Annotated in this window: 29 protein-coding genes, 1 tRNA gene and 1 pseudogene; 6 read left to right on the forward strand and 25 right to left on the reverse strand. The window is 70.1% G+C overall.

Annotated features, from left to right (window positions below):
* Positions 1 to 51: 51 nt before the first annotated feature.
* The 10 genes from thrB to QE388_RS00435 form a co-directional block, all read right to left on the reverse strand.
* Positions 52 to 984, reverse strand: coding sequence for a homoserine kinase (gene thrB / locus QE388_RS00390; RefSeq protein ID WP_058627825.1), 933 nt, complete (start codon positions 982 to 984; stop codon positions 52 to 54).
* Positions 981 to 2,063, reverse strand: coding sequence for a threonine synthase (gene thrC / locus QE388_RS00395; protein WP_275797222.1), 1,083 nt, complete (start codon positions 2,061 to 2,063; stop codon positions 981 to 983). Before thrC ends, thrB begins: the two co-directional genes overlap by 4 nt.
* 2 nt (positions 2,064 to 2,065) lie before the next feature.
* Entirely contained in the window at positions 2,066 to 3,388 is a 1,323-nt protein-coding gene (locus QE388_RS00400; protein ID WP_275797220.1) for a homoserine dehydrogenase, read from the reverse strand.
* Positions 3,385 to 4,815 carry a diaminopimelate decarboxylase gene (gene lysA / locus QE388_RS00405; RefSeq protein ID WP_307382069.1) on the reverse strand — a complete coding sequence of 477 codons (1,431 nt, stop codon included), beginning with the start codon at positions 4,813 to 4,815 and terminating at the stop codon, positions 3,385 to 3,387. Before lysA ends, QE388_RS00400 begins: the two co-directional genes overlap by 4 nt.
* Before the next feature lie 127 nt (positions 4,816 to 4,942).
* On the reverse strand, positions 4,943 to 5,716 hold the full coding sequence (locus tag QE388_RS00410; protein WP_307382072.1) for a DUF2993 domain-containing protein: 774 nt from the start codon (positions 5,714 to 5,716) through the stop codon (positions 4,943 to 4,945).
* Between the two features lie 3 nt (positions 5,717 to 5,719).
* Positions 5,720 to 7,384, reverse strand: a complete 1,665-nt coding sequence (gene argS, locus QE388_RS00415) for an arginine--tRNA ligase (RefSeq protein ID WP_307382074.1) — start codon at positions 7,382 to 7,384, stop codon at positions 5,720 to 5,722.
* A gap of 146 nt (positions 7,385 to 7,530) precedes the next feature.
* Positions 7,531 to 8,340, reverse strand: coding sequence for a transglutaminase family protein (locus QE388_RS00420; protein ID WP_307382077.1), 810 nt, complete (start codon positions 8,338 to 8,340; stop codon positions 7,531 to 7,533).
* Positions 8,341 to 8,396: 56 nt separating this feature from the next.
* Positions 8,397 to 8,888, reverse strand: coding sequence for a hypothetical protein (locus QE388_RS00425; protein WP_307382078.1), 492 nt, complete (start codon positions 8,886 to 8,888; stop codon positions 8,397 to 8,399).
* Positions 8,885 to 10,024 (reverse strand): serine/threonine-protein kinase, encoded by a 1,140-nt coding sequence (locus QE388_RS00430; protein ID WP_307382081.1) that lies wholly within the window; start codon positions 10,022 to 10,024, stop codon positions 8,885 to 8,887. The genes QE388_RS00425 and QE388_RS00430 overlap by 4 nt, the downstream gene beginning before the upstream one ends.
* Positions 10,025 to 10,057: 33 nt before the next feature.
* Positions 10,058 to 10,312 carry a DUF6458 family protein gene (locus tag QE388_RS00435; RefSeq protein ID WP_058597247.1) on the reverse strand — a complete coding sequence of 85 codons (255 nt, stop codon included), beginning with the start codon at positions 10,310 to 10,312 and terminating at the stop codon, positions 10,058 to 10,060.
* A gap of 150 nt (positions 10,313 to 10,462) precedes the next feature.
* On the opposite strand from QE388_RS00435, the gene QE388_RS00440 reads away from it, so the two are divergent.
* Complete coding sequence (locus tag QE388_RS00440) at positions 10,463 to 11,542, forward strand: PqqD family peptide modification chaperone (protein ID WP_307382084.1); 1,080 nt, start codon at positions 10,463 to 10,465, stop codon at positions 11,540 to 11,542.
* A 67-nt stretch (positions 11,543 to 11,609) separates the two neighbouring features.
* Here the strand turns inward: QE388_RS00440 and QE388_RS00445 are convergent, their stop codons facing one another.
* The 4 genes from QE388_RS00445 to QE388_RS00460 form a co-directional block, all read right to left on the reverse strand.
* The gene (locus tag QE388_RS00445) at positions 11,610 to 11,894 is read right to left on the reverse strand and encodes a HigA family addiction module antitoxin (RefSeq protein WP_307382087.1); all 285 of its coding nucleotides are present in this window, start codon (positions 11,892 to 11,894) and stop codon (positions 11,610 to 11,612) included.
* 107 nt (positions 11,895 to 12,001) lie between these two features.
* Positions 12,002 to 12,074 (reverse strand) — tRNA-Arg (locus QE388_RS00450).
* Between the two features lie 116 nt (positions 12,075 to 12,190).
* A complete protein-coding gene (locus QE388_RS00455; protein ID WP_193751225.1) occupies positions 12,191 to 12,364 on the reverse strand; it encodes a hypothetical protein in 174 nt (57 codons plus the stop codon).
* An 83-nt stretch (positions 12,365 to 12,447) separates the two neighbouring features.
* Positions 12,448 to 12,897 carry a hypothetical protein gene (locus QE388_RS00460; protein WP_307382091.1) on the reverse strand — a complete coding sequence of 150 codons (450 nt, stop codon included), beginning with the start codon at positions 12,895 to 12,897 and terminating at the stop codon, positions 12,448 to 12,450.
* Between the two features lie 114 nt (positions 12,898 to 13,011).
* On the opposite strand from QE388_RS00460, the gene QE388_RS00465 reads away from it, so the two are divergent.
* Positions 13,012 to 13,401 (forward strand): DUF5684 domain-containing protein, encoded by a 390-nt coding sequence (locus QE388_RS00465; protein ID WP_275800407.1) that lies wholly within the window; start codon positions 13,012 to 13,014, stop codon positions 13,399 to 13,401.
* An 81-nt stretch (positions 13,402 to 13,482) separates the two neighbouring features.
* Here QE388_RS00465 and QE388_RS00470 read toward each other — a convergent pair whose 3' ends face one another.
* The 7 genes from QE388_RS00470 to QE388_RS00500 form a co-directional block, all read right to left on the reverse strand.
* Positions 13,483 to 13,752: a hypothetical protein gene (locus QE388_RS00470; RefSeq protein WP_307382093.1), complete on the reverse strand. Its 270-nt coding sequence runs from the start codon at positions 13,750 to 13,752 to the stop codon at positions 13,483 to 13,485.
* Positions 13,749 to 16,274: a bifunctional lysylphosphatidylglycerol flippase/synthetase MprF gene (locus tag QE388_RS00475; protein ID WP_307382095.1), complete on the reverse strand. Its 2,526-nt coding sequence runs from the start codon at positions 16,272 to 16,274 to the stop codon at positions 13,749 to 13,751. The genes QE388_RS00470 and QE388_RS00475 overlap by 4 nt, the downstream gene beginning before the upstream one ends.
* A 130-nt stretch (positions 16,275 to 16,404) precedes the next feature.
* Positions 16,405 to 17,034, reverse strand: a complete 630-nt coding sequence (locus QE388_RS00480) for a hypothetical protein (protein WP_275801468.1) — start codon at positions 17,032 to 17,034, stop codon at positions 16,405 to 16,407.
* Between the two features lie 72 nt (positions 17,035 to 17,106).
* Entirely contained in the window at positions 17,107 to 18,276 is a 1,170-nt protein-coding gene (locus tag QE388_RS00485) for an RtcB family protein (protein WP_275801469.1), read from the reverse strand.
* A 331-nt stretch (positions 18,277 to 18,607) separates the two neighbouring features.
* Positions 18,608 to 18,931: a hypothetical protein gene (locus QE388_RS00490; RefSeq protein WP_275801470.1), complete on the reverse strand. Its 324-nt coding sequence runs from the start codon at positions 18,929 to 18,931 to the stop codon at positions 18,608 to 18,610.
* A gap of 104 nt (positions 18,932 to 19,035) precedes the next feature.
* Complete coding sequence (locus QE388_RS00495; RefSeq protein ID WP_307382098.1) at positions 19,036 to 19,215, reverse strand: hypothetical protein; 180 nt, start codon at positions 19,213 to 19,215, stop codon at positions 19,036 to 19,038.
* Positions 19,212 to 19,784 (reverse strand): MarR family winged helix-turn-helix transcriptional regulator, encoded by a 573-nt coding sequence (locus tag QE388_RS00500; protein WP_307382101.1) that lies wholly within the window; start codon positions 19,782 to 19,784, stop codon positions 19,212 to 19,214. Before QE388_RS00500 ends, QE388_RS00495 begins: the two co-directional genes overlap by 4 nt.
* Before the next feature lie 112 nt (positions 19,785 to 19,896).
* Here QE388_RS00500 and QE388_RS00505 point away from each other — a divergent pair, with 112 nt between their 5' ends.
* The 4 genes from QE388_RS00505 (at position 19,897) to QE388_RS00520 (ending at position 21,009) form a co-directional block, all read left to right on the forward strand.
* Positions 19,897 to 20,280, forward strand: coding sequence for a hypothetical protein (locus QE388_RS00505; RefSeq protein WP_307382103.1), 384 nt, complete (start codon positions 19,897 to 19,899; stop codon positions 20,278 to 20,280).
* Between the two features lies 1 nt (position 20,281).
* A complete protein-coding gene (locus QE388_RS00510; RefSeq protein ID WP_307382106.1) occupies positions 20,282 to 20,644 on the forward strand; it encodes a hypothetical protein in 363 nt (120 codons plus the stop codon).
* Entirely contained in the window at positions 20,644 to 20,772 is a 129-nt protein-coding gene (locus tag QE388_RS00515; RefSeq protein WP_307382107.1) for a hypothetical protein, read from the forward strand. Before QE388_RS00510 ends, QE388_RS00515 begins: the two co-directional genes overlap by 1 nt.
* 87 nt (positions 20,773 to 20,859) lie before the next feature.
* Complete coding sequence (locus QE388_RS00520) at positions 20,860 to 21,009, forward strand: hypothetical protein (RefSeq protein WP_307382110.1); 150 nt, start codon at positions 20,860 to 20,862, stop codon at positions 21,007 to 21,009.
* 6 nt (positions 21,010 to 21,015) lie between these two features.
* Here the strand turns inward: QE388_RS00520 and QE388_RS00525 are convergent, their stop codons facing one another.
* From QE388_RS00525 to QE388_RS00540, 4 genes and pseudogenes are all read right to left on the reverse strand, one after another.
* Positions 21,016 to 22,086, reverse strand: coding sequence for a spore photoproduct lyase family protein (locus QE388_RS00525; RefSeq protein ID WP_307382112.1), 1,071 nt, complete (start codon positions 22,084 to 22,086; stop codon positions 21,016 to 21,018).
* Positions 22,087 to 22,095: 9 nt separating this feature from the next.
* On the reverse strand, positions 22,096 to 22,920 hold the full coding sequence (locus QE388_RS00530) for a DNA-formamidopyrimidine glycosylase family protein (RefSeq protein ID WP_307382115.1): 825 nt from the start codon (positions 22,918 to 22,920) through the stop codon (positions 22,096 to 22,098).
* Between the two features lie 2 nt (positions 22,921 to 22,922).
* Positions 22,923 to 24,402, reverse strand: a pseudogene (locus QE388_RS00535) (phytoene desaturase family protein).
* Positions 24,399 to 24,902, reverse strand: coding sequence for an SRPBCC family protein (locus QE388_RS00540; protein ID WP_307382118.1), 504 nt, complete (start codon positions 24,900 to 24,902; stop codon positions 24,399 to 24,401). The pseudogene QE388_RS00535 and the gene QE388_RS00540 overlap by 4 nt, the downstream one beginning before the upstream one ends.
* Between the last annotated feature and the right edge of the window lie 73 nt (positions 24,903 to 24,975).

The following is a 24,975-nucleotide window of genomic DNA, read 5'->3' on the forward strand; positions in this document are numbered from 1 at the left end:
TCGCGATGTGTTGCGGATTTCGCAGGTGGTGCAGAGGCTCAGATTCGCGACTTACGCGGAACCCTCTGCGATTTTCACTGTACCACCCTTGACGTCGACGGCGAGCATGAGCGCCTGCCACGGGGTGTCGACCACCGATGCCATAAGATCCGCCGCGGCGAGTCGCTGCCCCGGTCCATCGGCGAGAACCAGCACGCTCGGTCCCGCGCCCGACACGACGGCTGCATACCCCTCGGCGCGGAGGGCGCGAACGAGCCGGTCGGTCTCGGGCATCGCCTGGGCGCGATAGTTCTGGTGCAGCTTGTCTTCGGTCGCGGCCATGAGCAGCTCGGGACTCTGCGTCATCGCGGCGATCAACAGGGCCGAACGCGACACGTTGAACACGGCGTCCTCGCGCGGCACCTGCAGCGGCTGCAGGCTTCGTGCGACGGCGGTCGACATCGTGAAGCTCGGCACGAAGACCAGCGGCGACACACCGCGGTGCACGATGAGCTGCTTGTGCTGGGGGCCCTCGGCATCCATCCACGCGATCGTCAGACCGCCGAACAGGCCCGGCGCGACGTTGTCGGGGTGACCCTCCATCTCGGTCGCGAGGCGCAGAAGGTCGACGTCGCTGAAGGTCACCTCGCCCTCGAGCAGGCCCTTGGCGGCGAGGATGCCGGCCACCACCGCGGCTCCGGACGAGCCCATGCCGCGGCCGTGCGGGATGACATTGTGCGCGGTCAGCCGCAACCCGGGAAGGGCGCGTCCGACCGACGCGTACGTGTGCGCCATCGCGCGGACGACGAGGTGCGACGCATCGCGGGGGACGTCGGCCGTGCCCTCGCCCTCGACGTCGATCTCGAGGAGGCCGTCGTCGAGCTGCTCGACGACGAGTTCGTCGTAGACGCTCAGGGCGAGACCGAGGGTGTCGAAGCCGGGCCCGAGGTTCGCGCTCGTCGCGGGAACACGGACCGCGACCCGACGGCCGGGGCCTGTGGTCACGCGGTCACCGGCTGCAGGTCGAGCACGGAGGCGACCTCCGAGGTGGCCGCGTCGACGACGGTGGGCTGCACGTCGGTGCCGTCGGCCTTGCGCAGGGCCCACTGCGGGTCCTTGAGGCCGTGGCCGGTGACGGTGAGCACGACCTTGGCGCCGGCGGGGACGATCCCCGCCTCGGCGCGGTCGAGGAGCCCCGCGACGCTGATCGCCGAGGCGGGCTCGACGAAGATGCCGACCTCGCCGGCGAGGATCTTCTGCGCCTCGAGGATGCCGGCGTCGTCGATCGCGCCGAACCAGCCGTCGGTCGCGTCGCGCGCCTCGAGGGCGAGGTCCCACGACGCGGGGTTGCCGATGCGGATGGCGCTGGCGATCGTCTCGGGCTGCTTGACGACCTCGCCGCGCACGAGCGGGGCGGAACCCGCGGCCTGGAGGCCGAACATGCGGGGAACGCGCGTCGCGACGCCGCGAGCGGCCTCTTCGCGGTAGCCGCGCGAGTACGCGGTGTAGTTGCCCGCGTTGCCGACCGGGATGAAGTGGAAGTCGGGAGCGTCGCCCAGGACCTCGACGACCTCGTACGCCGCGGTCTTCTGCCCCTCGATGCGGTCGGGGTTCACCGAGTTGACCAGGTGCACCGGGTAGTGATCGGCGAGCTCGCGCGCGATCTCGAGGCAGTCGTCGAAGTTGCCGCGGATCTGGATGAGGCGGCCGTTGTGCGCGACGGCCTGGCTGAGCTTGCCCATGGCGATCTTGCCCTCGGGGACGAGCACCGCGGCCGTGATCCCGGCGTGCGCGGCGTAGGCCGCGGCCGAAGCCGAGGTGTTGCCCGTCGAGGCGCAGATGACGGCCTTGGCGCCGTGCTCGACGGCGCGCGAGAGCGCGACGGTCATGCCGCGGTCCTTGAACGAACCGGTGGGGTTCATGCCCTCGTACTTGACCCACACGTCGGCACCGGTGCGGCGCGAGAGAGCGGGGGCGGGCAGCAGCGGCGTACCGCCCTCGCCGAGGGTGACGACGGTGGAGGCGTCGGTGACGCCCAGCCGGTCGGCGTATTCGCGGAGGACTCCGCGCCAGAGGTGTGCCATGTTCAGTTCCCTTCCACGCGCAGCACGGAGACCACGCGCTCGACGACGCCGCTCGCGGCGAGACGCTCGACGGTCTCGCTCAGGTCCTGCTCGCGGGCTTTGTGTGTTCCGATGACCAGGCGAGCGGAGCCGCCGGTGTGAGTGTTCTCGTCCGCCTCGATGACGGTCTGCTCGACGGTCGCGATCGACACGCGCCCCTCGCTCAGGATGCCGGCGACCGTGGCCAGCACGCCCGGTTTGTCGTCGACCTCGAGGGTGATCTGGTAGCGCGTGATGACGTGCCCGATCGGCACGGCGGGGAGGTTGGCGCGGGTCGATTCGCCGACCCCCACTCCCCCGGCGATGTGTCGGCGCGCGGCCGACACGACATCGCCGAGCACGGCCGAGGCGGTCTGCACTCCGCCGGCACCGGCGCCGTAGAACATGAGGTCACCCGCCGCCTCTGCCTGCACGAACACGGCGTTGTTCGCGCCGTGGACGCTCGCGAGGGGGTGCGACCGGTCGACGAGAGCCGGGTAGACGCGGACCGAGATCGACTCCGCGCCGTCGGCGGCCGTCAGGCGCTCGCACACCGCGAGCAGCTTGATGACGTAACCGGCGTGGCGTGCGGACTCGATCATCGCGGCGTCGACCGAGGTGATGCCCTCGCGGTGCACGGCATCCAGGGGAACCGTCGTGTGGAACGCGAGACTGGCGAGGATCGCGGCCTTCTGCGCGGCGTCGTATCCCTCCACATCGGCCGTCGGGTCGGCCTCGGCGTAGCCGAGCGCCTGCGCCTGCGCGAGGACGTCGGCGAAGTCGGCGCCCTCGGTGTCCATGCGGTCGAGGATGTAGTTCGTCGTGCCGTTGACGATGCCCATGATGCGCACGACGCGGTCGCCGGCGAGCGAATCGCGCAGGGGTCGGATGATCGGGATCGCGCCGGCCGCGGCGGCCTCGTAATAGACCTCCGCACCGACCTGGTCGGCGGCTTCGAACACCTCGGAGCCGTGGGTGGCAAGGAGCGCCTTGTTGGCCGTGACGACGTCAGCGCCCGAGGCGATCGCGTGCAGGACCTGCGTGCGGGCGGGCTCGATGCCGCCCATCAGCTCGATCACGATGTCGCTGCCGACGATGAGGGTCTCGGCATCCGTCGTGAAGAGCTCGCGCGGCAGGTCGGCGTCGCGCTTGGAATCGAGGTTGCGCACGGCGATGCCGGCGAGCTCGAGCTTCGCGCCCGCGCGGTCGGCGAGCTCGTCGCCGTGCTTGAGAAGCAGGTCGGCGACCTGCGAGCCGACGGCGCCGGCGCCGAGGAGCGCCACGCGAAGCGTGCGGTAGTCGGTCATTCGGTGTCTCCGTGGGGTGTTGCGGTGGGGGCGGATGCCGGGATGCCGGCGTCGCGTGAGAGCAGATCGTCGATGGTCTCGCCGCGGACGATGACGCGGGCCTGACCGTCACGGACGGCGACGACCGGCGGACGGGGGGTGTAGTTGTAGTTGCTCGCGAGCGAGAAGCAGTACGCACCGGTGGCGGGCACCGCGAGCAGATCGCCCGGGGTCACATCGCGTGGGAGGTACTCGGCATCCACGACGATGTCGCCCGACTCGCAGTGCCGGCCGACCACGCGCGACAGTGCGGGGGTCTCGGAGCTCGTGCGCGAGACGATCCGCGCCGAGAAGTCGGCGCCGTAGAGGGCCGGGCGGGCGTTGTCGCTCATCCCGCCGTCGACGCTGACGTAGGTGCGCTCGAGGTTCTCGGCGGCCGTGACGGTCTTGACGGTCCCGACCTCGTACAGGGTGACACCGGCCTGGCCGACGATGACACGGCCGGGCTCGGTGGCGACGTCGGGCATCGGTATGCCGCGTACCGCGCACTCGTCGGCGATGGCATCCAGGATGCCGTCGGCGATCTCTTCGATGGGCTTCGGGTCGTCGACCGAGGTGTACGAGATGCCGAAGCCTCCGCCGACGTTGAGCACGGGGATCTCTCCCCCGGCGAGCAGATCGGCGTGCAGGTCGACCAGGCGCGCCGCCGACTCGCGGAAGCCCGCGGAGTCGAAGATCTGCGAGCCGATGTGCGCGTGCAGACCGATGAAGCGCAGGCTCGGCAGCTCCCGGATACGAGCGACCGCCTCAGCAGCGCCCTCGAGCGAGAAGCCGAACTTCTGGTCTTCGTGCGCGGTCGCGAGGAACGCGTGGGTCTCGGCGTGGACGCCGGTGCGCACGCGGACGAGCACCGACTGGACGGCGCCGCGACGATCCGCGATCGCGGCGAGACGCTCGATCTCGATCGGGCTGTCGACGACGACGGAGCCGATGCCGACCTCGACGGCACGCTCCAGCTCGGCGACGCTCTTGTTGTTGCCGTGGAAGCCGAGGCGCGCGGGGTCCGCACCGCCCGCGAGGGCGACCTCGAGCTCGCCGCGGGTGCACACGTCGACGGCGAGGCCCTCGTCGACGACCCACCGGACGACTTCGGTCGAGAGGAAGGCCTTGCCCGCGTAGTACACGCGGGAGCGGATGCCATGACGAGCCGCCGCGGATTCGAACGCGGCGCGGGCGCGGCGGGCGTGCGCGCGCACCTCGTCTTCGTCGAGGACGTAGAGCGGGGTGCCGAAACGATCACGGAGGTCGAACACCGAGACGCCGCCGACCTCGACGGAACCATCGTCGCGGCGACGGGCGGACGCGGGCCAGACGGGAGCGATGAGCTCGTTCGCATCGGCCGGGGCGGTGAGCCACTCGGGCACGAGCGCGGAGTGCGAGGCGGACACAGAGGGACCAATCGGGTTTTGCGGCGACGCGACGGCCGCGGATCACGGCTGCCGCCCCCGCGGAGAGTCACGCGGCGGGCAGCCCTAGCAGTCTAGGGCACGGCGTATGCCGCTCCCTTCCCGCGCCCTATCCGCAGGAGCCGTCTCGCTGGAGTGCCGGATCGTTCAGCACCCCACCGTCGATGTCGAACGACGCGACGAGGTTCTGACCCTGGACGGTCGCCGAGTTCAGGGTGAGCGCCGCGGGGAGGCGGTCAGCGAAGCAGAGGCTCTGCGAGCGAAGCACGACATCGGCCACTCCCCCGAACTGCGCCCGGAGGGTGTCGGCGTCGATACTGTTCCCGCCGAGCTGGAAACCCGTCGGGGTGAGCGTGAGGTCGCCGTTCGACGCACCCGGCGTCACGGACACCCCGACCGGGATGCCCACGCCGAACACCGACAGCTCGTTCGTGAATGTCAGATCGGGGGCGGCCATGGCGACGGTCCCGGAGGGGAAGTCGGGGATCTGCGCGAGCAGCGTGCGCAGCTGCTGCTCGTCGAGGCGGATCGACGCGGTCCCCCCGTCGGCGGCGCCGCCGCCCGACACCGGGACTCCCTTCATCTCGGCGCGCACGTCACCGGTGATGGGGCCCAGGGTCACATCGTCCGAGGTGATCGTCACATCGTCGAGGCGGCCGGCGAGAAGCTGCGGCAGGATGACCCCACTCAGCTCCACGTCGACGTCCTGGTCGTCGGGGAGACCGATCTTCTCCACGACGAGCGAACGGACGGTGTTCGAGACGACGGACCGGGCGATGAACTCGGCCGCCACCACGGCACCCGCCACCACGACGACGACCACGATGAGAATCGCGATCCACCGGCCGTTCTTGCGCGGCGTGGGAGCCGTGGCATCCGTCATCCGTTACATCCGCTCCGGAGCCGAGACGCCGAGCAGGGTCAGTCCGTTGCGCAGGACCTGGCCGGTCGCGTCGTTCAGCCAGAGGCGCGTGCGGTGCACGGGCTCGATCGGCGCGTCGCCGAGCGGGATCACGCGGCAGTTGTCGTACCAGCGGTGGTAGAGGCCGGCGACCTCTTCGAGGTAGCGGGCGATGCGGTGCGGCTCGCGGACATCCGCGGCGTGGGCGACGACGCGCGGGTACTCCTGCAGGGCGCCGAGCAGGGCCGACTCCGTCTCGTGGTCGAGCAGCTCGGGAGCGAACTCGGAACGATCGACACCGGATGCCGCGGCGTTGCGCGCGACGTTGTGCGTCCGGGCGTGGGCGTACTGCACGTAGAAGACGGGGTTGTCGTTCGTGCGCTTCTGCAGCACGTCGAGGTCGATGTCGAGGTTCGAATCGGCCGAGCTGCGCGTGAGGGCGTAGCGGGCGGCATCCACTCCGACGATCTCGACGAGGTCCTCGAGGGTGACGACCGTTCCGGCGCGCTTGGACATGCGCATCGGCTGGCCGTCGCGCACGAGGTTGACCATCTGGCCGATGAGCACCTGCAGGTTCACGTTCGGCACGTCGCCGAAGGCGGCGCACATCGCCATCAGCCGCTGCACGTAGCCGTGGTGGTCGGCGCCGAGCATGATGATGCAACGGTTGAAGCCGCGCTCGCGCTTATCGAGGTAGTACGCCAGGTCACCCGAGATGTACGCGGGCTGTCCGTCGGACTTGATGATGACGCGGTCTTTGTCGTCGCCGAACTCGGTCGAGCGCAGCCAGGTGGCGCCGTCGGCTTCGAAGATGTGCCCGAGCTCGCGCAGGCGCGCGACGGCGCGCTCGACCGCACCGGAGTTGTGCAGATCGTTCTCGTGGAAGTAGACGTCGAAGTCGACGCCGAACTCGTGCAGCGACTGCTTGATCTCGTCGAACATGAAGTTGACGCCGAGCTCGCGAAACGCCTCTTGCTTGGCATCCTTGTCGAGGGCGTCGATGTCTCCGTCGTACGCCTCGGCGACGCGCTGGGCGATGTCGCCGATGTAGGCGCCGCCGTAGCCGTCTTCGGGAGTCGGGTCGCCCTGGTGAGCGGCGACGAGGCTGCGGGCGAACCGGTCGATCTGCGCGCCGTGGTCGTTGAAGTAGTACTCGCGGGTGACTTTCGCACCCTGCGACGAGAGGATGCGCGCGAGGGCGTCGCCGAGCGCCGCCCACCGCGTTCCGCCGAGGTGGATCGGACCCGTGGGGTTGGCGCTGACGAACTCGAGGTTGATGATCTCGTCGGCGCGACTGTTGTTCGTTCCGAACGCCGCGCCCTGCTCGACGATCGTCTTCGCGAGGGCGCCGGCGGCAGCCGCATCGAGTCGGATGTTGATGAACCCGGGGCCCGCGACCTCGACGCTCGCGACACCGTCGACGGATGCGAGGCCCTCGGCGATCTCGGCCGCGAACTCACGCGGGTTCGCGCCGACCACCTTCGCGAGCTTCATCGCGGCGTTGGAGGCCCAATCGCCGTGGTCGCGGTTCTTCGGGCGCTCGAGGGGCAGGTCGGCGGCGCTGAGCCCGGCCGAGGACCCCTCTCGTCGCGCCTCCGCGAGCGGGACGATGACGGCGAGCAGGGCAGCGGAGAGGGCAGCGGGATCCATAGCCCCCCAATTCTAGGCGGCGCGGTCGGTCCCGCATGCCGGTCCATCTGCATGACCCGTGGGGCTGATGTCGCTCCGTGGGGCTCGTGGGACGACCTCGACCGCACCGATCATACAAATGGGCCCCGGTGCGGCGGTGGCGTGCGTCAGGCGATCTGCACCAGGGCTTCGTGGTCGTCGGGGGCCGTGACATCCGGGACCTCGTTCTCGAGGACCGCATCGACGTGCATGCGCTCGAGACCGACGTATCCGCCGTGGTAGCTGAGGAAGGCGCAGTCGGCGGCGTCACGCCCCGTTGCGATCCGGACGAGCGAGCGGCGGTCGGCGAGGCGGGTCGCGTCGACGGCGTACCACGCACCGTCGAGGTACGCCTCGGCGACCGCGTGGAAGTCCATCGGCTCGAGGCCGGGGGCGAAGCACGCCGCGTAGCGCGCGGGCATGTCCATCGCGCGCAGCAGGGCGATCACGACGTGCGCGTAGTCGCGACACACTCCCTGACCGGTCATGAGCGTGGTCACCGCGCTGTCGGTACCGAGGCTGAGGCCGGGAGTGTAGGTCACCGTCGTCGCGACGAAGTTCGAGACCGCGGCGAGGAGGTCTGCCCCGGCGAGTCCGCGGAACTGCCGCCGCGCCTGCGCGAACACCTCGTCGGACTGGCAGTAGCGACTGGGGCGGAGGTAGGTGATCGTCTCGAGGTCGCTCGTGCGCGGAGTCTGCGACGGCCCCTGCACGACCGCGTCGTACCGTACCGAGAGCGGCCCCTGCTCGGCGGTGAGCCTGTGCAGACGGCTGCCGGACTGGTCGACGATCTCGGTCGGGGTATAGAGGCGATCACCCTGCGAGAAGGTCAGGTTCTCGCTCGCGAGGGGCACGCCCTGCGCGGCGGTGATCTGGAAGATGAGGTCGACGGACGCCCCCAGATCGAGGTCGAGTTCAGCGGTCACCCGGCGCGGCACCGAGCAATCCTCGCACGCCGCGGGGGTGGTTCGGTCCGCGGCGCGGGAAGACGTCGTCAGCCGTCCTTCTTGCCGGGGCCTCCCCCGTTTCCCGGGCCCTGATCGTCCTTGCCCGGGCCCTTGCCCTTGCCGTTGTCGCCCGGGCCCTGATCACCCGGGTTCGCGGGCGCCTGGTCGTCCGATGACCCGTCGTCCGAGATGCTCGGCTGCTCCTCGGGCGTCGGTTCCGTCGTGGGCTCGGGCGTGGGCTCGGGCGTAGGCGTCGGCGCCAAGGACGTCAGATCGGCGCGGACGGTCGCGATCCTGTCGAGGATCGCGGCTGCCTCCTCGGCAGACAGCTCGCCGGCATCACGACGGGCCGTCACCTCCGCCTCGAGCGCGTCGAGAGTGGCGAGGGCGGATGCGTAGTCGCCGGCCGAGGCCTGATCGGCGACGGTGCGAACGGTGCTCTGCCACGCGGTCGGCTCGGTGGCCGGCGGCGTGCATCCGGCGAGCGCGACGGTGATCGCGACAAGGACCCCGACCACGGGGAGCACACGACGCCTCACGGCCCGACCTCCGTCCAGAGGTCGCTGAGATGCTGGTCGAGCGGAGCGGGCAGCGCGGGCAGGTCGGGCGTGGCGCTCGCGGGCGAACCGTTCAGCGCGACGGCGGCGGCCGTGCCACCGCCGACGAGGAGGACGGCGATGACGGATGCCACGATCGCGGCGCGGCGCGAGATCCGCCGCCGCGGCTTGTCGAAGACACGGGTGGGCGGGGGCTCCTCCGGCAGGACACGGGTGGGCGACTCGCCCGTCGCCCCGCAAACCGCTGTCCGCGCGGCGCTGGGCACCGGCACCTCGGACAGGGAGCGGAGGGCGACGATGAGGCCGGCGGCATCCGGGCGCTCGGCGGGATCCCCCGCCGTCATCCGTTCGAGGACGTCGCGCCACGCGTCGGGGATTCGCGCGGGGATCTCCGGCGCCGCGACGAGACGGGCGGCGAGCGCTTCGTGCGGCGTCCGTCCCGCGAAGGGGCGCGCGCCGGTCAGGGCTTCCAGCAGAACGAGCCCGAGGGAGTAGACGTCGCTCGCCGGAGCAGCCGGCATCCCGCGTGCCTGTTCGGGGCTCAGGTAGGCAGCCGTCCCGACGACCGTCTCCGCCCGGGTCAGGCGCGTGGCTCCCACGAGCGACGCGATGCCGAAGTCGGCGAGCGTGGCTCGCGGTTTCTCCCCGGGGTGGGCGGCGAGACGGATGAGGATGTTCGAGGGTTTGACGTCGCGGTGCACGATCCCGCGCGCGTGGATCACCGCGAACGCCTCGGCGATCTCGACGCCGGTGCGGGCGACGTCTTCGGCTGACATCGGTCCGCGGGCGATGAGATCGGTGAGGGTGGGACCCGCGATGAGCTCCATCGACAGGTACGCGGGAGTCGTCGCCAGGCGCGCGTCGTAGAGCGTCACGAGCGAGGGGTGCGACAGCGAGGCGAGCAGGCGGATCTCGGAGCGCACGCGCGCGGCATCCGAGGGGTCTGCTCCCTCACCGTCGATGACCTTGAGGGCGACGGTCCGGCCGAGGGACGTGTCGACCGCTTCATAGACGCGCGCGTAACCACCCTGTCCGAGGACGCGCCCCAGGCGATAGCGGCCGTCGAAGAGGTTCTCGGCGGACGCGTCGTACGGCGCGGTGGGAATCGATTCGGTCATCTTGGCTCTCTCGGGGCGGGGACCCCGAGGGTCTCACACGAGGTCGTCGTTCGAGGAGCGCGTCGTCGAGCGCGTGACCTGCGCTCCCCCGACTCCTTCGGTGCGGGTCACCGTGTCGGTCTGCCGACGACGAACGAGGAGCACGATCCCGATGAGGAAGACGACGACGCCCGCCCCCATCATGATGTAGCCGATCATGCTGAGGTTCACGAAGTCGTTCGGGAGGTTGACCGCGAAAGCGAGGATGGCGCCGATGACGAACAGCGCGATGCCGGCTCCGATGCTCATGGCAGGCTCCTTTCAAGAGTTCCCCCAGCATCCCAATGCCCGGCCGAATCGCGGAGAGGTCTTGACAACGCCCACTCGCGCATTTTCACCCTCGCGCGACTTATCGCCCGGCGAGTTGGGCGCCGCGGCGGTGGGGACAGACTGACGCCCGTGCCGAGCCCTCTGACCACGTTCGACGTCGACGCGCTCGGGGTCACCGTCCGGATCGACGTCTCGAGCTTCTCGCCGACCGACCGCGATCTGCTCGCTGGAGGGTGGTCGGGCGCTCGCTCGAGCAGAGGCGCGGAGCCCGCGTCCGTCGTACGGTGCCGCGCGGATCTGCCCCTCGACGCGGCCGCCGCCGATCTCACGACACGAGTGACGCTCGCCGCCCTCTCGGCACGCCGGGGCGAGCTCTGGATGGTCCACGCCGGCGCCGTCGCCGACGAGCGCGGGAGGGTCGTGCTCTTCTCCGGCCGTTCGGGCATGGGCAAGACCACGCTCATGTCGCGCCTCGCGCGAGAGCTCGCCTACGTCACCGACGAGAGCGTCGGCGTGACCGCCGACGGAACCGTGCTGCCGTACCGGAAGCCTCTCTCGGTCATCGTCGGCGCCGGAGCCAAACACCAGCTCCCGCCGAGGAGTCTCGGCCTCCGCGACCTGCCGTCGACACCACTGCGCCTGCACGCGATCGTCGTCCTCGACCGCGACGAGGCCGCCGCCGTCCCCGGACTCGATCCGCTGGACATGACGGATGCCATCGCCGCGATCGCCCCGCAGTGCAGCTACCTCTCCGAGCTCGATGCACCGTTGGCGACGCTGCTGGGCCACATCGAGAGCGTCGGTGGGCCCCTCCGCCTGCGCTACCGCGAGGCGGAGGACGCTCTGCCTCTGATCCGCGACCTTCTCGCGTCACCCCCGCGTGACGCGATCTCGACGCTCGAGCGCACGGCGATCGTCCCGGCGTCTGCCACCCAGGGTTACGCGCGGACACCGGCTCTGGATGCCATCACCCTCGCCGACGGCCGGCTCGCCGTGCTGCGACGCAGCGGAGAGGGCGGGAGTTCCGTCCACGTCCTCGACGGCATCGGGCCCACGCTCTGGCGGGCGGCGAGCGGTGTGACGCTGGACGACCTGGTGGCCGCCGCGGTGCGTGCGCACGGCAACCCGGCCGGCGGAGACGCGCGCAGCGCCGTGCGCGCGACCCTCGACGAGCTTCGCGCCGAAGGACTCATCGAGTATCGGACCTGAGTCGATCAGGTTGGTGAGAACGGGTCGACGGACGGGTGAATCGGCCCTGACCCTCGTCTGGGCGACGTTACGCGATTACAAGGGGCTGGACGTCGTGGGTCTTGCCGTCGAGCTCGCGGGCCAGGTCGTAGTTGGTCTGCATAGCCATCCAGGCGCGTGCGGTTCCGACGCCCGCACGCTCGAGGCGGATCGCAAGGTTCGGGCTCACCCCGGAATGTCCATGGATGACACGGCTGAGGGTGACACGGGCGACACCGAGGCGCGCAGCCGCCTCGGCGACGGTGAGGTCGAGTTCGCCGAGTACGTCCTCCCCGATGATCTCTCCGGGGTGCGGCGGGTGCTTCATTATCATGCGGTCCTCCTTCAGTCCGCGGGTCGAGGCGAGCCCGACCACCTCACCCGGGTGATAGCTCAGCAGACAACGAAGGCCGCCATCAGCGACCGCGGCCTTACTTGGTGTGCCCCCGACAGGAATCGAACCTGCGACCTTTGGTACCGGAAACCAACGCTCTATCCCCTGAGCTACGGAGGCGGACGGTCAAGGTTATCACCGCGCCGCGACCGCACCCGACGCCCCGGGCCGGGCGGACCGCACCCGACCCCGCGGGGCCGGAGCGACCCGCGCGGCGCCGGGGCGCGGCATCCGAATCACTCGTCGCCGATGACGCCGATCCCGGTCGCCTGGTGGTCGACGTTCGGGTCGTCCTTCGTCGGGGCCTTCGACGCCTCGTCGGGGTCGTTCTCCTGGCTCGGCTTGACCGTGGGGTCGTCGCCGAGGTCGGCCGCGTCGTCGGCGGGTGCGGAGTTCTGGGGGTCGCTCATGGCATTCCTCTCGTCGCGTGTGCGTCCAGCCTGGCAAGGAGGCCGCGGGCGCTGCAGAGGCTTGACCGAGGGCGCGGCCGGGCCTATCGGCCGAACAGCGCCCGCACGCGACGGCCGAGAGACGGGGTGAGCACGACCGCGCGGCCGTTGACGTCGACGGTCACCGACGTCGCGCCGAACATCCCCGCGGGGACGGGGACCGCATCGCCGCGGACGTACGCCTCGGCCACGTCGACGTAGACGGCCAGGAGGCGGGCGCTCTCATCTTTCGACGAGGTGGCGTCGACGAGCTGCATACGGTGGCCGGTGTCGGTCTTGACCGAGAACCAGCGCGATCCCGGCGTCGAGACGACCGCCCAGCGCGCCCCGCGGGCGAAACGCGCATGTGCGGCCCCGTCGCGCAGGTCCGTGGTCACCTCGAGGTCGGTGTGGGCCAAGGCGAAGACCTCGAGCATGGCCAGAGCCTCGGCCGCGGTGACGTAATCGCCGCGGTCGGCGCTCAGGCCACCCCACTCAAATCTGCGCTCGCCCATGTCCCTCCCCGACTCGCGTTCCCCGAGCGTAACCCCGACGCCGGGCAGGACGGCGGGGCTCGGCATCCGGATATGAAAGCTGAGCGGAAGCTGAGAGACCTCTACGATGAGCGCATGCTGACTTCGAGCCCGTCCATCACCGACCAGACCTCGATCTTCGCGCTGAGCGCGACCAACTCGCTCATCGGCCTCGCCGTCTACGTGCTGCTCGTCGTGGCGCTGTGGCGCGTGTTCACCAAGGCCGGGTACCCGGGGTGGCTCGCGATCATCCCGATCGTGAACGTCATCTTCCTGACGAAGATCGCGGGATTCTCGGGCTGGTTCGCACTGCTGTACATCATCCCGATCGTCGGGTTCGTGTTCTACATCATCGTGTCGATCCGCATCGGCCGCGCCTTCGGCCACGGCTGGTTCTTCTCGATCGTGCTGCTGGTGCTGCTGCACATCATCGGGTACCTGATTCTCGCCTTCAGCAGCGACACATACCGCGCTGAGCGCATCTGATCCCGATCGGGATGCCGAGGCGGAGGGCCCCGACGAACGCACGCCCGCGGTCGTCGGGGCCCTCGCGGTCTCGGGCCCGCGTCAGGCGTGACGCAGGCGATCGTCGGGGTGCAGGCTGCGCAAGCGGACCGACCCCTCGACGATCGCCCGCAGCGCCCGCGGGCTGAGCTCGAGCTCGGCCGAGACACGATCGAGCCCCGCCCCCGACGACACGGCCGACCGCAGCGCCGCCTCGGCATCTCGCGCGGCGTCGTCGACGTCGGCGGACGTACTCGCGACGAACGCGGCGAGCCGCGCCTGGGCGGCGCGGATCGCCGCGCGCTGGCGCTCGAGCGCACTCGCAGCGCTCACGGAGACACCTCGGCGGTCTCTCGAGCAGCAGGGCGCAGCCGTGCGCCGAGGCGCGCGGCGCCCGCGAGCGTCAGTCCGGGTACGTAACAGCGCAACAGGGCCAGGCCGATGGCCGGCAGGTGCGTGGCGTCGGGATAGATCATCCACATCGGCGCGAACTCCGGCTGGAATTTCTTCTTGAAGTTCGCGAGGGAGCGGAACCCGTACGCCGGCTCGAGCAGAGCGCTGAGCTGTTCGAGCACACGGTCGACGGCGGGGAGGTCGGCGGCATCCCCCTCTCGATGGGATGCCAACGGCGAGCCGGACAGACTGAGGACCGAGCACCCCTCGCCCCGGGTCTGCTCCACCACGGCTCCGATGACGAACTCCATGACACCGTTCATCGCGTCGTCGCGGCGGCGCATGACGTCAAGCGCGTAGCCGACGACGCCGTCCGATCCGCGCACGGGCAGCCAGCTCGTCACCGCGACGATGCGCCCCTCACGATCACGCGCGAGCATGAGACGCACCGCCGGATCCGCCGTCTCGTCGAGACCGCCGAGCGTGAAGCCCATCTCCGGGATCGTCTTGTCGGCGACCCACCCTTCGGAGATCTCGCGCAGCTGCGCGCGGTCGAGGAAGGTGAGGTCCATCCAGCGCGTCCATTGGGCTGTCACGCCCTCGCGAGCCGCGCGGTTCGTGGCGGTCCGGACGTCCTGACGCTTCTTCCCCGCCGGTGTCCACGTACGCGGGTCGAGCAGGGCCTCATCGGCGACGCTCGTGTGCTGCCATCCGAGATCCGCGAGGGCGTCGCGCGACTCGTCGTCGACGCTGTAGAACACCGGGGTCCAGCCGTGCTCCCCGCAGAAGTCGACGAACGCGCGTCCGATATCGGGCCGCGCGCGGTCGGCACCGAACGCTCCCCCGAGCGTCACCGCGACGCCCCCGGAGACGCGATACGCGAACGCTGCATCGGCATCCGGGGCGAACCAGTAGGCATTGCCCGGCCAGGTCGTCATCCACGCGAGCGTTCCGCCGCCCCCGCGCTCGAGCACCGCGCGCGCCCGCACGCGATCACCCGCGGCATGGGCCCCGCTCGAACGGACCACGAGGCGGAGGGCCGCCACGAGGCACACGGCCCAGAAGGCCGCCGGCGGGAGGTACCAGATCGCCTGTGCCCACGGCGTCAGCGGAACGAACTGCACCGACTCGACGGGGAGCAGGGTGGGCGGGAGCAACCGCAGCGGCAGCGTCTGCACGAGGAAAGCCGCGTCCGGGCGGGGGCTGAACTGGTCGGCGAATCCCAGCGTCCCCGCGAGCGTGAACGCCAGGGTCGCCGACGCCGCGATCGCGACGGTCAGCATGAAAGACGAACGCGCGCCGGCGACGGACGGCACGGGCGCGGCTCGACGGAACACGAAGAGCGTCAGTGCGACGATGAGAGGAACCGAAGCGCTGACAGCGAGACCGACCAGGGTCTGCCACACCGAGATCGCGTCCGTCGGACGCACAGCGGCCAGGTCGGCGAGCGTGGAAGGCTCCGTGACCACGAAGAGGTATGCCACCCCGGCGAACACCAGCAGGTTCATCGCGATGGCGAGACCGAGAGCGCCGCGGCGTCCGCGCAGGATCCCCCACGATGCGACGAGGAGGATCGCCAGCGGCAGGATGGCGATCCATCCCGCGAGCGGTTGCAGTTCCGCATAGTTCTCGGCGGACGGGCACGGCAGGGCGGATGAGCCCACGCACACGAACCCGTCGGCCGATGTCAGGGGGTCCATCGACAGCCAGCCGTAGACCGAGAGCAGACCGGCACCGCTCCCCCACACCGTGGCGATGACGGGTCCGATCGCCGTCACCGCGGTGAGGGCCGAGAGAAGGACCCGCGTCTCATGGTGGGAGCTCCGCTGGACGCGGAGCCGCGCGCGCCGACCGCCCGCGAGCATGCCGACCGCGAGCCCGACGGGCAGAGCGACGAGGGCGTACAGGTCGCTCGCCGACGCGGAGTAGAGGAACAGGGTCAGGGCGACGAAGACGCTCGCCAGCCGCACACGGCGGCGCCACAGCGCGCCGGCGAAACAGCTGGAGGCCATGGTCACCGCGAGGAGCGCGGCGATCGGCGGTGCACCCTCGAACGGCGGAGAGTTCAGCGGCAACGCGGGCAGGAACGACGTCTCGACCACGCCGATCGCGAGCCCCAGGACCGAGATGGCGACCCCGCCTCCGATATACGCGAGGAGCACGCGCCGAGCCCCCATCACGCGCTCGGCACCGGCCCCGATGAGCAGAATCGCCGCCACGATGAACGGGAGCAGCCGGAGGTCGTCGACCCGGAACAGAGCGACGAGGACGGCACGGAGGTCGAGCGGGGCGTCGAGGAACGCGGCCGCGCCCAGGGGCGAGAGGCTCACCGTCGTCACGACGGCGGCGAGCGCCAGCGCCGCGAACGGCATCGTGAACCGACGAGCGCGGTGAGAATCCACCACAACGTCGATCGAGGGGTCGGTAAGGGGAGGCGGTGCCGAGGCGACGGTCGAGGGCATGAAACAGTGCTCCGAAGCGGTTCGTCGCACGCGCGGAGCGGCGGCGACACTTCATGCTCTCCGACCGAGGTGAACGAAGGCATCCACCTCAGGGTGTATTCGTCTCCGCTGGTCGGCGGGGCTCGCCTCGCTACACCGGGCGATACACGTCGACGCTGTCGGGGCGCTCCGACGCCGCCGCGACGAGCGCGACGACACCCAATCCGAGGGTCGGGGCGAGAAGCGACAGCACCCCGATCATGTTGGCCGCGACCAGGACGTCCTGCCCCGCCCCGGCACCGAAGAGAATGGCAACGAGCGCGTACTGCAACGCCGCCGCGCCGACGCTCACGCAGAGAGCCCACATCGGCATCAACCGCCAGCGGCGCGGCACGCCACCCAGCCGCGCGATCTGCACCGCGGCGACGAGTCCGGCCGCCAGAGAGACGATGGTCCCACCCCAGGAGACGACGGATGCCGCGACGGCCGCGGGATCGTCCGGCGAACGCACCTCCGGCAGGGCGAGGACCACTCCGTCCGAGACCAGCGGGGTCACCGCGACGATGATGAGCGCCGTCATCCCGAGCGGGCGCCGGACGACGACACTCGCATCGCGGGAAAGACCCACCGCGAAGACGAGCACACCGGAGGCCCAGACGAGGTCGATCACGACTCGCAGGGCGAACGCGCTCAGCATGTACTGCCCCGCGAGGAGCGTCAACACTCCCGCGACTCCGAGCAGGATGCCCCCGATCCGCCACGTCCTCTTTCTCGCGCGCATCTCCTCAGGATATGAGGCCGGGCCGAGAACGACGGATGCCACGGACGCGCGGTCGCATCCGTGGCATCCGGTTCAGTCGCCCTTCACGTTGACGATCTGCCGCAGCGTGTGGCGCACGGTCACCAGGTCGGCGGCATCCGCCATCACCCGGTCGATCGGCTTGTACGCCTGCGGGATCTCGTCGATGAACGCGTCGGTGTCGCGGTACTCGATACCCGCCATCGCCTCACGCAGCTGCTCGTGCGTGAAGGTCTTGCGAGCGGCGGAGCGGGAGTATTCCCGGCCCGCGCCGTGCGGCGACGAGTTGAGAGAGAGGGGGTTGCCCTTCCCCTCGACGACGTACGAGGCGGTGCCCATCGAGCCGGGGATCAGCCCCGGGCGACCGGCATCCGCCATGATCGCGCCCTTGCGCGACACCCACACCTGCTTGCCGAAGTGCCTCTCGGACTCCGTGAAGTTGTGGTGGCAGTTGATCCGCTCGCGCTCCTCGACAGGCGTGTCGAGGAAGCGGCCGAGCTGGTTCGCGACGCGGTCCATCATCTCCTCCCGGTTGAGCAGGGCGAAGTGCTGGGCCCACCGCAGCTCGCGGATGTACCGGGTGAACTCCGGCGTCCCCTCGACCAGGTAGGCCAGGTCGGGGTGCGGAAGCTCGATCCACCACTGCTTCGCCAGGCGCTGCGCGACCTTGATGTGGTGCTGCGCGATGCGGTTGCCGACGCCCCGGGAGCCGGAGTGCAGGAACATCCACACGTCGTCGTTCTCGTCGAGCGAGATCTCGATGAAGTGGTTGCCGCTGCCGAGCGAGCCGAGCTGGTTCCGCCAGTGCCCCGCGTAGGCCGCCGGGTCGAACTCGGCCTTCTCGGCGAGCGCTTCCAACTCGGCGACACGCGGCTCGGCGGTGGCGACGATCTTGCGGTTGTCACGACCGGCCGAGAGCGGGATGGCGCGTTCGATCTGCTGCCGCAGCTCCGCGAGGTCCCGGCCCTCGAGGTCGGAGGCGTGGAACTGCGTCTTGACGGCGATCATGCCGCAGCCGATGTCGACGCCGACGGCCGCGGGCATGATGGCGCCGAGCGTCGGGATGACCGAGCCGACCGTCGCGCCCAGGCCCAGGTGGGCGTCGGGCATGAGGGCGAGGTGGGGGTGGATGAACGGCATGGTCGACGAGGTGCGGGCCTGCTCGATGGTCTTGTCATCGATCAGGCTCGCCCACGACACCAGTCGTTCGGTGAGCTTCTGCATGGATCCTTTCCTTCTTGTGGTGCGCGGATGCGCGGTGAGTGAGCCTCGGATCGGGGCACGCTCCCACTCGCGTGGAAAGAGAAACGCCCCGACCTGACGGTGCGGGGCGTTGTGAAGACGGGTGTCTAGACGACCGGCGCCGGAGGGTACGACGGGAGGAGGAACGGCAGGTACTGCTGCTCCGTGCGGCGATCGCGCTTCGCGGTCATCGTCTCGTCTTTTCTCGGCTCTCCGCGCCGGCTGGCACGGACTTGCGAACATAACGGATGCCGCGGACTCAGCGCAAGAGTCGCGGCATCCTGGTCACCCCTCGATCGATCGGGTGCAGCCGTCAGGCCTGGGTGGGCTGATCGAAATCCCAGTCGATGGCCCCTTCGCCGTCGGCATCCGAATCGGGCTCCACCATGCGCAGCTGCGTGTGCGGGAAGAAGCGGTGGTCACGGAGTTCCTTGGCCGCGTGCGAGAAGTCGGGTTCCTCGTCATCCCATTCGACCGGCGCGGAGAGAACGTCGTTCCCGACGCCGATGACGAGTTCGGCCTGAGCAACCTTGTTGTCGCTCGTGACGATGGGGATGCTCACCGCCTCGGCCTGCCCCTCTTTCGCCACCGCCGCCGTCAACTCGATGAGTGACGAGGCGACGTCGTCGGTCGTCATAACGGTCTCTCCGGCATATGTCACGCAGCGCATGAATTCACCCTGAGGGGATGACACGCACACGGGGGGGGTGGGTTGCCGAGATGGGTACCGTACGGTACGGATCAGTCGCGACGCTGCGTGGAACGGAACATCGCCTGGTCGAGTTCGAACCACACCGCGCGGACCGTCTCGAACTCGTCGAACGGTTCGGGAGGCGGGTCGGCGAGCGAGAGGCGGTAGCCGCGAGGGAGATCGTCGACGTGCTGTCCGTCGCGCGGGCCGCCGACGAGCACATAGATCACGAGGACTCGACCGCCGCGTCCTCGATGGCGCCGTGCTCGCCGGAGCCGCCCTCGACGGCGACGCCGTCGACGGCGTCGCTCATCCGGCGGAGAAAGGCCACCACCACGGCGGACTCTTCGGGCGTCATGTCGATGACCGCCGCGAGCATGCGCTCGTGCATCTTGCCCAGCGTCTGGCGTACCTCGGCCTCGGCTCGCGGGGTCGAACGGATGAAGATGCTGCGCCGGTCGCCGGGATTGGCGACTCGGACGATGTGCCCGGAGCGCTCCAGTCGGTCCAGCAGCGCCGTCGTGGAGGCCGTTGACAGGCCGAGGTAGCGCGTCAGCTCTCCGGGCCGGACCTCCCGCGAAGAGTCACGCAGGAGGTACCGCAGGACCAGGAGCTCGTTCTCACCCATCGACATCGAGTCGCGCGTACGGCGACGCATGGCCACCTCGGCGGCACGGTAGACCCGGAGGGCCTCGAGCACCGCCTTGTGACGCTGCCGACGGTCGGAGGGCGTGTCGCCGTACCAATAGCTCGGCTCGGCGGCGGTCGTGCCACGGTTCGCGACATCGACATCCGTCATGGCAGACCTCCCCTCAGTTTGGGGCGACTATACCTCAGAATAATAGTTAGGCGAACTAGTTACTAAGCGAGTATGTTCTTAGAAGAGCTAACCGCTGAGGAAGGAGCAACACATGGGCAACATGTTCTACGCCACGTCGACCGAATCGATCGAGATTCCCGACCGCCTGCTTTCGCACGTCAAGGTGGTCGTGACGACCAAGCTCCGCCGTAGCGAGAGCTTCACCCTCAGCTGGACCCACGTCGACGGCACCCCCGGCCGCTCCACCCTCTGGCTGCAGCCCTCGATTCCTCTCCGGTTCGTCTTCGACACGGCCGAACCCGAGACGCTGAACGCGACCGTGTTGAAGAACATGGCCGAGATGGCGAACTCATCGGCCGGGCTCATGGTGGACCTCTCCGCGGAGATCCCAGCGCACGACGCCGAGAAGCGCGTCTCCCCCTCGCGCCCGACCCCCGTCTCCTCGCGACGTTCGTCGCTGACCGCGGCGGCCTGACATGACGATCACGTCCCCACAGGTACCCGCCCCCGCTCGCACGGCGCTCTCTCGCACGGCCCCCGCGCGCACGATGTGGGCGAAGGTCGACACCGGGTTCTGGGTCGCTCACCACGGCGGTGAGTACTTCGGATCCGTCGACGAGGTCGCGGGCGGGTACGTCTCCCGCGACGCGCACGGCATCCCGATCGGCCGGTACGACGATCTCGACGCCGCGAAGGCCTCTCTCCGCTCCACCGCGCATCCCGTGAACGCCGCCCGTCGACGCCGCACCGAACGCCTCTCGCTCGCCGCGGCCACCGCCCTCGGCGCGACCGCCCTCGGCTTCGCCCTGACCGCCGGCGCTCTCGCGCCGCTCCTGTGATGACCGTGGACGGCAGCGACATGCGCCACGTCGACCTTCGCGACGCCGATCTGCGTGACGAGGCGGACGACTTCGAAGACGCCGCGGCTGCGGCCTTCACGGCGCGCTACGGGGTCGTGCCTCTCTAGCGGTGTCGACCCCCTGGACACACCCACCGGGGCATGCCAGCGTCGCTCGCGGGCCACCGAAGCGGCCCGCGACGAGAAGGAGAAGACATGACGAACCACGACGGTCGCGCCGACGACGCCCCCGACGAGAACTCCAACGGGGCCGGAAGCGAGTCACCCGATGAAGGCGCTGCCGCGCAGAAGGATGCCGACGAGGCGGCCACCACGTCGGACTCGCCGGCGGGTGACATCTCGTAGCGGCGCTCAGAACGCGTAACGAACGCGGCAGTACGGCAGCCTCTCGGCGATGAGTCCCGTCAGCGCGGCGACGCTCTGCGCTTTCAGCGGATGGCGGTACCGGACGTTGACGGCACCGTTCTGCGATCGCTTCTCTTCTTGCAGCCGCGGCGTCCACAGAAGCTCTTCACCTCTCGGATGCCAGCCGAGGTTGACCTGGTGCAGGCCCTCGTTGTGTGTGAGGAAGATCACCTCGCACGCGAGCTGCGCCTTGGCGCGCGGGTGCAGAGTGGCATCGATCTCGTCGAGGAGTTCTCGCCAATCGGTGAGCCACGTCGGGGTGAGGATCACCGGCGAGAAGTTCACGTGGACCTCGAACCCCGCGTCGACGAAATCGTTGATCGCGGCGATGCGCTCCGAGATCGGCGACGTGCGGAGGTCGGTGACCTTCGCCGTCGCCGTCGGCATGAGCGAGAAACGGATTCGCGTGCGTCCCGCCGGATCCCACTCGAGGAGGTCACGGTTGACGAACTTGGTCGCAAAGGACGCCTTCGCCGTGGGCATCATGCGGAACAGATCGCACACGTCGCGGACGTTCTCGCTGATCATCGCGTCGACGGAGCAATCGCCGTTCTCTCCGATGTCGTAGACCCACGCCTCGGGGTCGCACTGGTTGGGATCCGTCTTGGGTCCGCGCGCAGCGACATGGCGGGCGAGGTGCTTCGTGATCTGCTCGATGTTCGCGAAGACGGTGATCGGGTTGCTGTAACCCTTCCGTCGCGGCACGTAGCAGTAGCTGCAGGCCATGGCGCAGCCGTTCGACAGAGATGGAGCGATGAAGTCGGCCGACCGGCCGTTGACCCGGGTGGCCACGCTCTTCTTCACCCCCAGGACGAGCGCCTCGGTCTTGATACGCACCCACCGAGCGACGTTCGTCTCGTCGCCGTGGACCTCGGGGATCTGCCAGTGCGAGGCGATCGGAACGATGTCGGCGTCGGGCCACCGCGCGACGATCTCGCGCCCGCGTTCGAGCTCGAGCGCCGCGTCTTCCGCGTAGATGCGGGTGACGCGCAGCAGATCCTCTCGAGCGACGGCCATCGTCCCGTTCTACTCCGGGGTTCCGACATCGGTGCCCGACGGCATCGGCTGGCAGCGCGGGCACCACCAGGTGCGGCGCTGCTCGGGGTCGCCCGCGACCTCCTCGCGCACGTGCACGCGCGTCCCGCAACGCAGACGCGGTCGACCCGCGCGGCCCACCACCCAGTGCGACCGTCCCTTGCCCCGGTCTCCCGTCGTCACCTGGTACATCCCCGGGATCGTCGCCGAGATCCGCAGACACCGCGCGGCCAGAGCGACCAGGGCGTCCAGATCCGTCGCCCCGATGGGAGCGAGGGGATGGATGCCACGCAGGAAGGCGAGCTCGTTGACCCACAGGTTGCCGAGGCCGGCGATCCGCGTCTGATCGAGCAGCGCGGCGACGAAAGGCCGAGCGGGCGAGAGCGACAACCGTCGCACCGCTTCGACGGCATCCCAGTCCTCTCGCAGCGGATCGGGACCGAGATACCCCACGGCGTCGGCCTCTCGCGCGGTCGGGAGGAGTTCGACCACGGGAAGATCGAGCCCCCAGAGCTCACGGCCGTCGTCGAGGCGGAGGCGTACACGGGCCTTGTCCCGCACGGCGGTGGGGAGAGCACGCCCCGCGCGGGTCAGCGTCCAGCTGCCCTGCATCCGCAGGTGCGTGTGCAGGGTGGTGCCGTCGTCGAACCGGGTCAGCAGGTGCTTGCCGTGCGTGTCGTACCCCTGGATCCGTCGGCCCGCGAGCGAGGTGCCGGCGGCAGGGCCCGAACGCAGTTCGCCGTCGCGCACGCGCTCCCCCGTCGTGGCCGCGTCGAAGCGCTGCCGTAGGCGATAGACGCTGTCGCCCTCCGGCACGTCTACGCGGCCGAGACGATCTGGTCGTCGCGCGGCGCGAGATCCGGTCGCAACCGCGTGCCGAACTCGTGCCGCAGGGCGCTGAGCGCCGCCTGCCAGCCCGCGAGCCCGTGCACTCCCGGTCCGGGGACTCGTCGACGAGGAGCACAGGTACACCCCTCTGATCGGGGTGCGCCAGGGGTCGGGGCTGTAGACGGGGCGCCCGAGCAGCTGAGTGAACGTGGGGGCTCCGGCGGAGATGTCACCACCGGGGAAGTTGGGATTCCACGCCTCGATGTCTTCCGCGGTCCGCGAGGCCGACGCGAGGACGACGTCACGGAACCCGGGCGCGAATCGCTCGATCTGACGGACGATCGCCTCTTCGCGGTCGGCGGTGCTGCCCGACGGCACGTGCGTGTAGGCCCACAGGACGTGCTTTCCCTCCGGGGCGCGGCTGCGGTCGAACAGCGTCGGCTGGGCGGCGAGCACGTACGGCGCGTCGGGGAGACTCCCGCGGACCACCGCGTTCTCGGCCGCCGCGATCTCGGCCCGGGTGCCGCCGATGTGCACCGTACCCGCGCGGGCGATGTCGGCGTTCGCCCACGGCACGGGCTCGCTCAGCGCGAAGTCGACCTTGGCGACGCCGCCGCCGTAGCGGAACCTTTCGAGGGCACGACGGTAGGCCGCCGGCATCCGATCCCCCGCGAGGCGGACGAGCGCACGCGGCGTGGTGTCGAGCAGGACGGCACGGGAGGGTGGGAGCTCGTCAAGCGAGGTGACCTCGACGTCGGCGTGCAGCATGCCGCCGTGCGCGCGGATGTCGGCGATCATCGCGTCGGCGATCGCCTGGCTGCCGCCGATCGGAATCGGCCACCCGCGACCGTGTCCGTAGGTCGCGAGCACAAGACCCGCCCCGCCCGCAGCCAGGCTCGGCTGCGAGAGGATCGTGTGCGCCGAGACGCCCGTGATGAGCGCCGGAGCGACCTCTTCGCGGAACCGTGTGTTCCACCAGGGGCCGCCCTGTTCGAGCGAGCGGATGCCGAAGAAGAACGCCGCGAGAGGGTCTCCGGGAATGCGCAACAGGGCATTGCCGGTGAAGTCGGCCACGCCGCGGAGATGATCGACCAGTGGACGCATCAGGCGCTCGTACGCCGCTCCATCGACGCCGAGGGCGTCGGCTGCCCGCTCGAGGTCGCGGAAGGCGAGGCCGGCACGGCCCCCGTCGAGCGGGTGGGCGTACGACACCTCCGGCACGACCAGCGGCACCCGGCGATCGAGCCCGAACTCACGGAAGAACCACGACTCCAACGCGAGCGGGTGCACGGCCGAACCGACATCGTGGTGGAAGCCGGGGAGCGTCAGCTCGGCGGTGGAAGCCGCTCCCCCGAAGGTCGCAGAGCGCTCGTACACCGCCACCGACAGTCCCGCGCGGGCGAGGGTCACGGCGGCGGCGAGACCGTTCGGCCCCGAGCCGACGATGATCGCGTCGTAGTTCTCGCTCATCGGTCGATCGGCTCCCGTTCGGCGGTCGACTCGTGACCGCGCGCCGCCGAACCACCGCTCGTCCCGGGCGCACCACCCTCGGCGAGGTAGGCGAGACGGTGAAGCGTCTCGGCGTTGCGCCATCGGGTGATGGCGTCGAAGACGACGTCCGGAAGCAGCGTGGTCGGACCGGTGACGGGTTCCTCTTGCAGGCGGACGACGCACATGTCGCCGCGCGCCTTGACGTCGACCGCCACACGCGCGATGCCGATCGGGCCCCCGTGCGGCTCGAGCACGGCACGCCGGGGCGGATCCCACACCCGCATGATGGTCGTGTCGTTGACCAGAGCGGGCCAGGATCCGAAGGAGTGATGAAGCGTCGACCCCTCGGCGGGCCACTCCTCCGCCACGTCGCGCATGCGCGAGGCGCCGACGACCCACAGCGGGTAGAGCCATCCGTTGGAGAGCACGCGGAAGACGTCCTCGGGAGCACAGCGCATCAGACGCACATTGCGGGCCACGGTCGCTCCTCCTCGTCGGTGGGATGTCCGTCCACGCTACGGCCCGGTCACGAGGCTCGTCGCGACGGTTGCG

Source organism: Microbacterium sp. SORGH_AS_0969 (assembly GCF_030818255.1).
GTDB lineage: Bacteria > Actinomycetota > Actinomycetes > Actinomycetales > Microbacteriaceae > Microbacterium.

Coding starts and splice junctions, on each gene's coding strand:
- thrC (WP_275797222.1), bottom strand. CDS start 2,063: ATGGCACACCTCTGGCGCGGAGTCCTCCGCGAATACGCCGACCGGCTG.
- QE388_RS00400 (WP_275797220.1), bottom strand. CDS start 3,388: ATGACCGACTACCGCACGCTTCGCGTGGCGCTCCTCGGCGCCGGCGCC.
- QE388_RS00410 (WP_307382072.1), bottom strand. CDS start 5,716: ATGACGGATGCCACGGCTCCCACGCCGCGCAAGAACGGCCGGTGGATC.
- argS (WP_307382074.1), bottom strand. CDS start 7,384: ATGGATCCCGCTGCCCTCTCCGCTGCCCTGCTCGCCGTCATCGTCCCG.
- QE388_RS00430 (WP_307382081.1), bottom strand. CDS start 10,024: ATGACCGAATCGATTCCCACCGCGCCGTACGACGCGTCCGCCGAGAAC.
- QE388_RS00435 (WP_058597247.1), bottom strand. CDS start 10,312: ATGAGCATCGGAGCCGGCATCGCGCTGTTCGTCATCGGCGCCATCCTC.
- QE388_RS00445 (WP_307382087.1), bottom strand. CDS start 11,894: ATGATAATGAAGCACCCGCCGCACCCCGGAGAGATCATCGGGGAGGAC.
- QE388_RS00455 (WP_193751225.1), bottom strand. CDS start 12,364: ATGAGCGACCCCCAGAACTCCGCACCCGCCGACGACGCGGCCGACCTC.
- QE388_RS00460 (WP_307382091.1), bottom strand. CDS start 12,897: ATGGGCGAGCGCAGATTTGAGTGGGGTGGCCTGAGCGCCGACCGCGGC.
- QE388_RS00465 (WP_275800407.1), top strand. CDS start 13,012: ATGCTGACTTCGAGCCCGTCCATCACCGACCAGACCTCGATCTTCGCG.
- QE388_RS00475 (WP_307382095.1), bottom strand. CDS start 16,274: ATGCCCTCGACCGTCGCCTCGGCACCGCCTCCCCTTACCGACCCCTCG.
- QE388_RS00480 (WP_275801468.1), bottom strand. CDS start 17,034: ATGCGCGCGAGAAAGAGGACGTGGCGGATCGGGGGCATCCTGCTCGGA.
- QE388_RS00485 (WP_275801469.1), bottom strand. CDS start 18,276: ATGCAGAAGCTCACCGAACGACTGGTGTCGTGGGCGAGCCTGATCGAT.
- QE388_RS00490 (WP_275801470.1), bottom strand. CDS start 18,931: ATGACGACCGACGACGTCGCCTCGTCACTCATCGAGTTGACGGCGGCG.
- QE388_RS00500 (WP_307382101.1), bottom strand. CDS start 19,784: ATGACGGATGTCGATGTCGCGAACCGTGGCACGACCGCCGCCGAGCCG.
- QE388_RS00505 (WP_307382103.1), top strand. CDS start 19,897: ATGGGCAACATGTTCTACGCCACGTCGACCGAATCGATCGAGATTCCC.
- QE388_RS00510 (WP_307382106.1), top strand. CDS start 20,282: ATGACGATCACGTCCCCACAGGTACCCGCCCCCGCTCGCACGGCGCTC.
- QE388_RS00515 (WP_307382107.1), top strand. CDS start 20,644: ATGACCGTGGACGGCAGCGACATGCGCCACGTCGACCTTCGCGACGCC.
- QE388_RS00520 (WP_307382110.1), top strand. CDS start 20,860: ATGACGAACCACGACGGTCGCGCCGACGACGCCCCCGACGAGAACTCC.
- QE388_RS00525 (WP_307382112.1), bottom strand. CDS start 22,086: ATGGCCGTCGCTCGAGAGGATCTGCTGCGCGTCACCCGCATCTACGCG.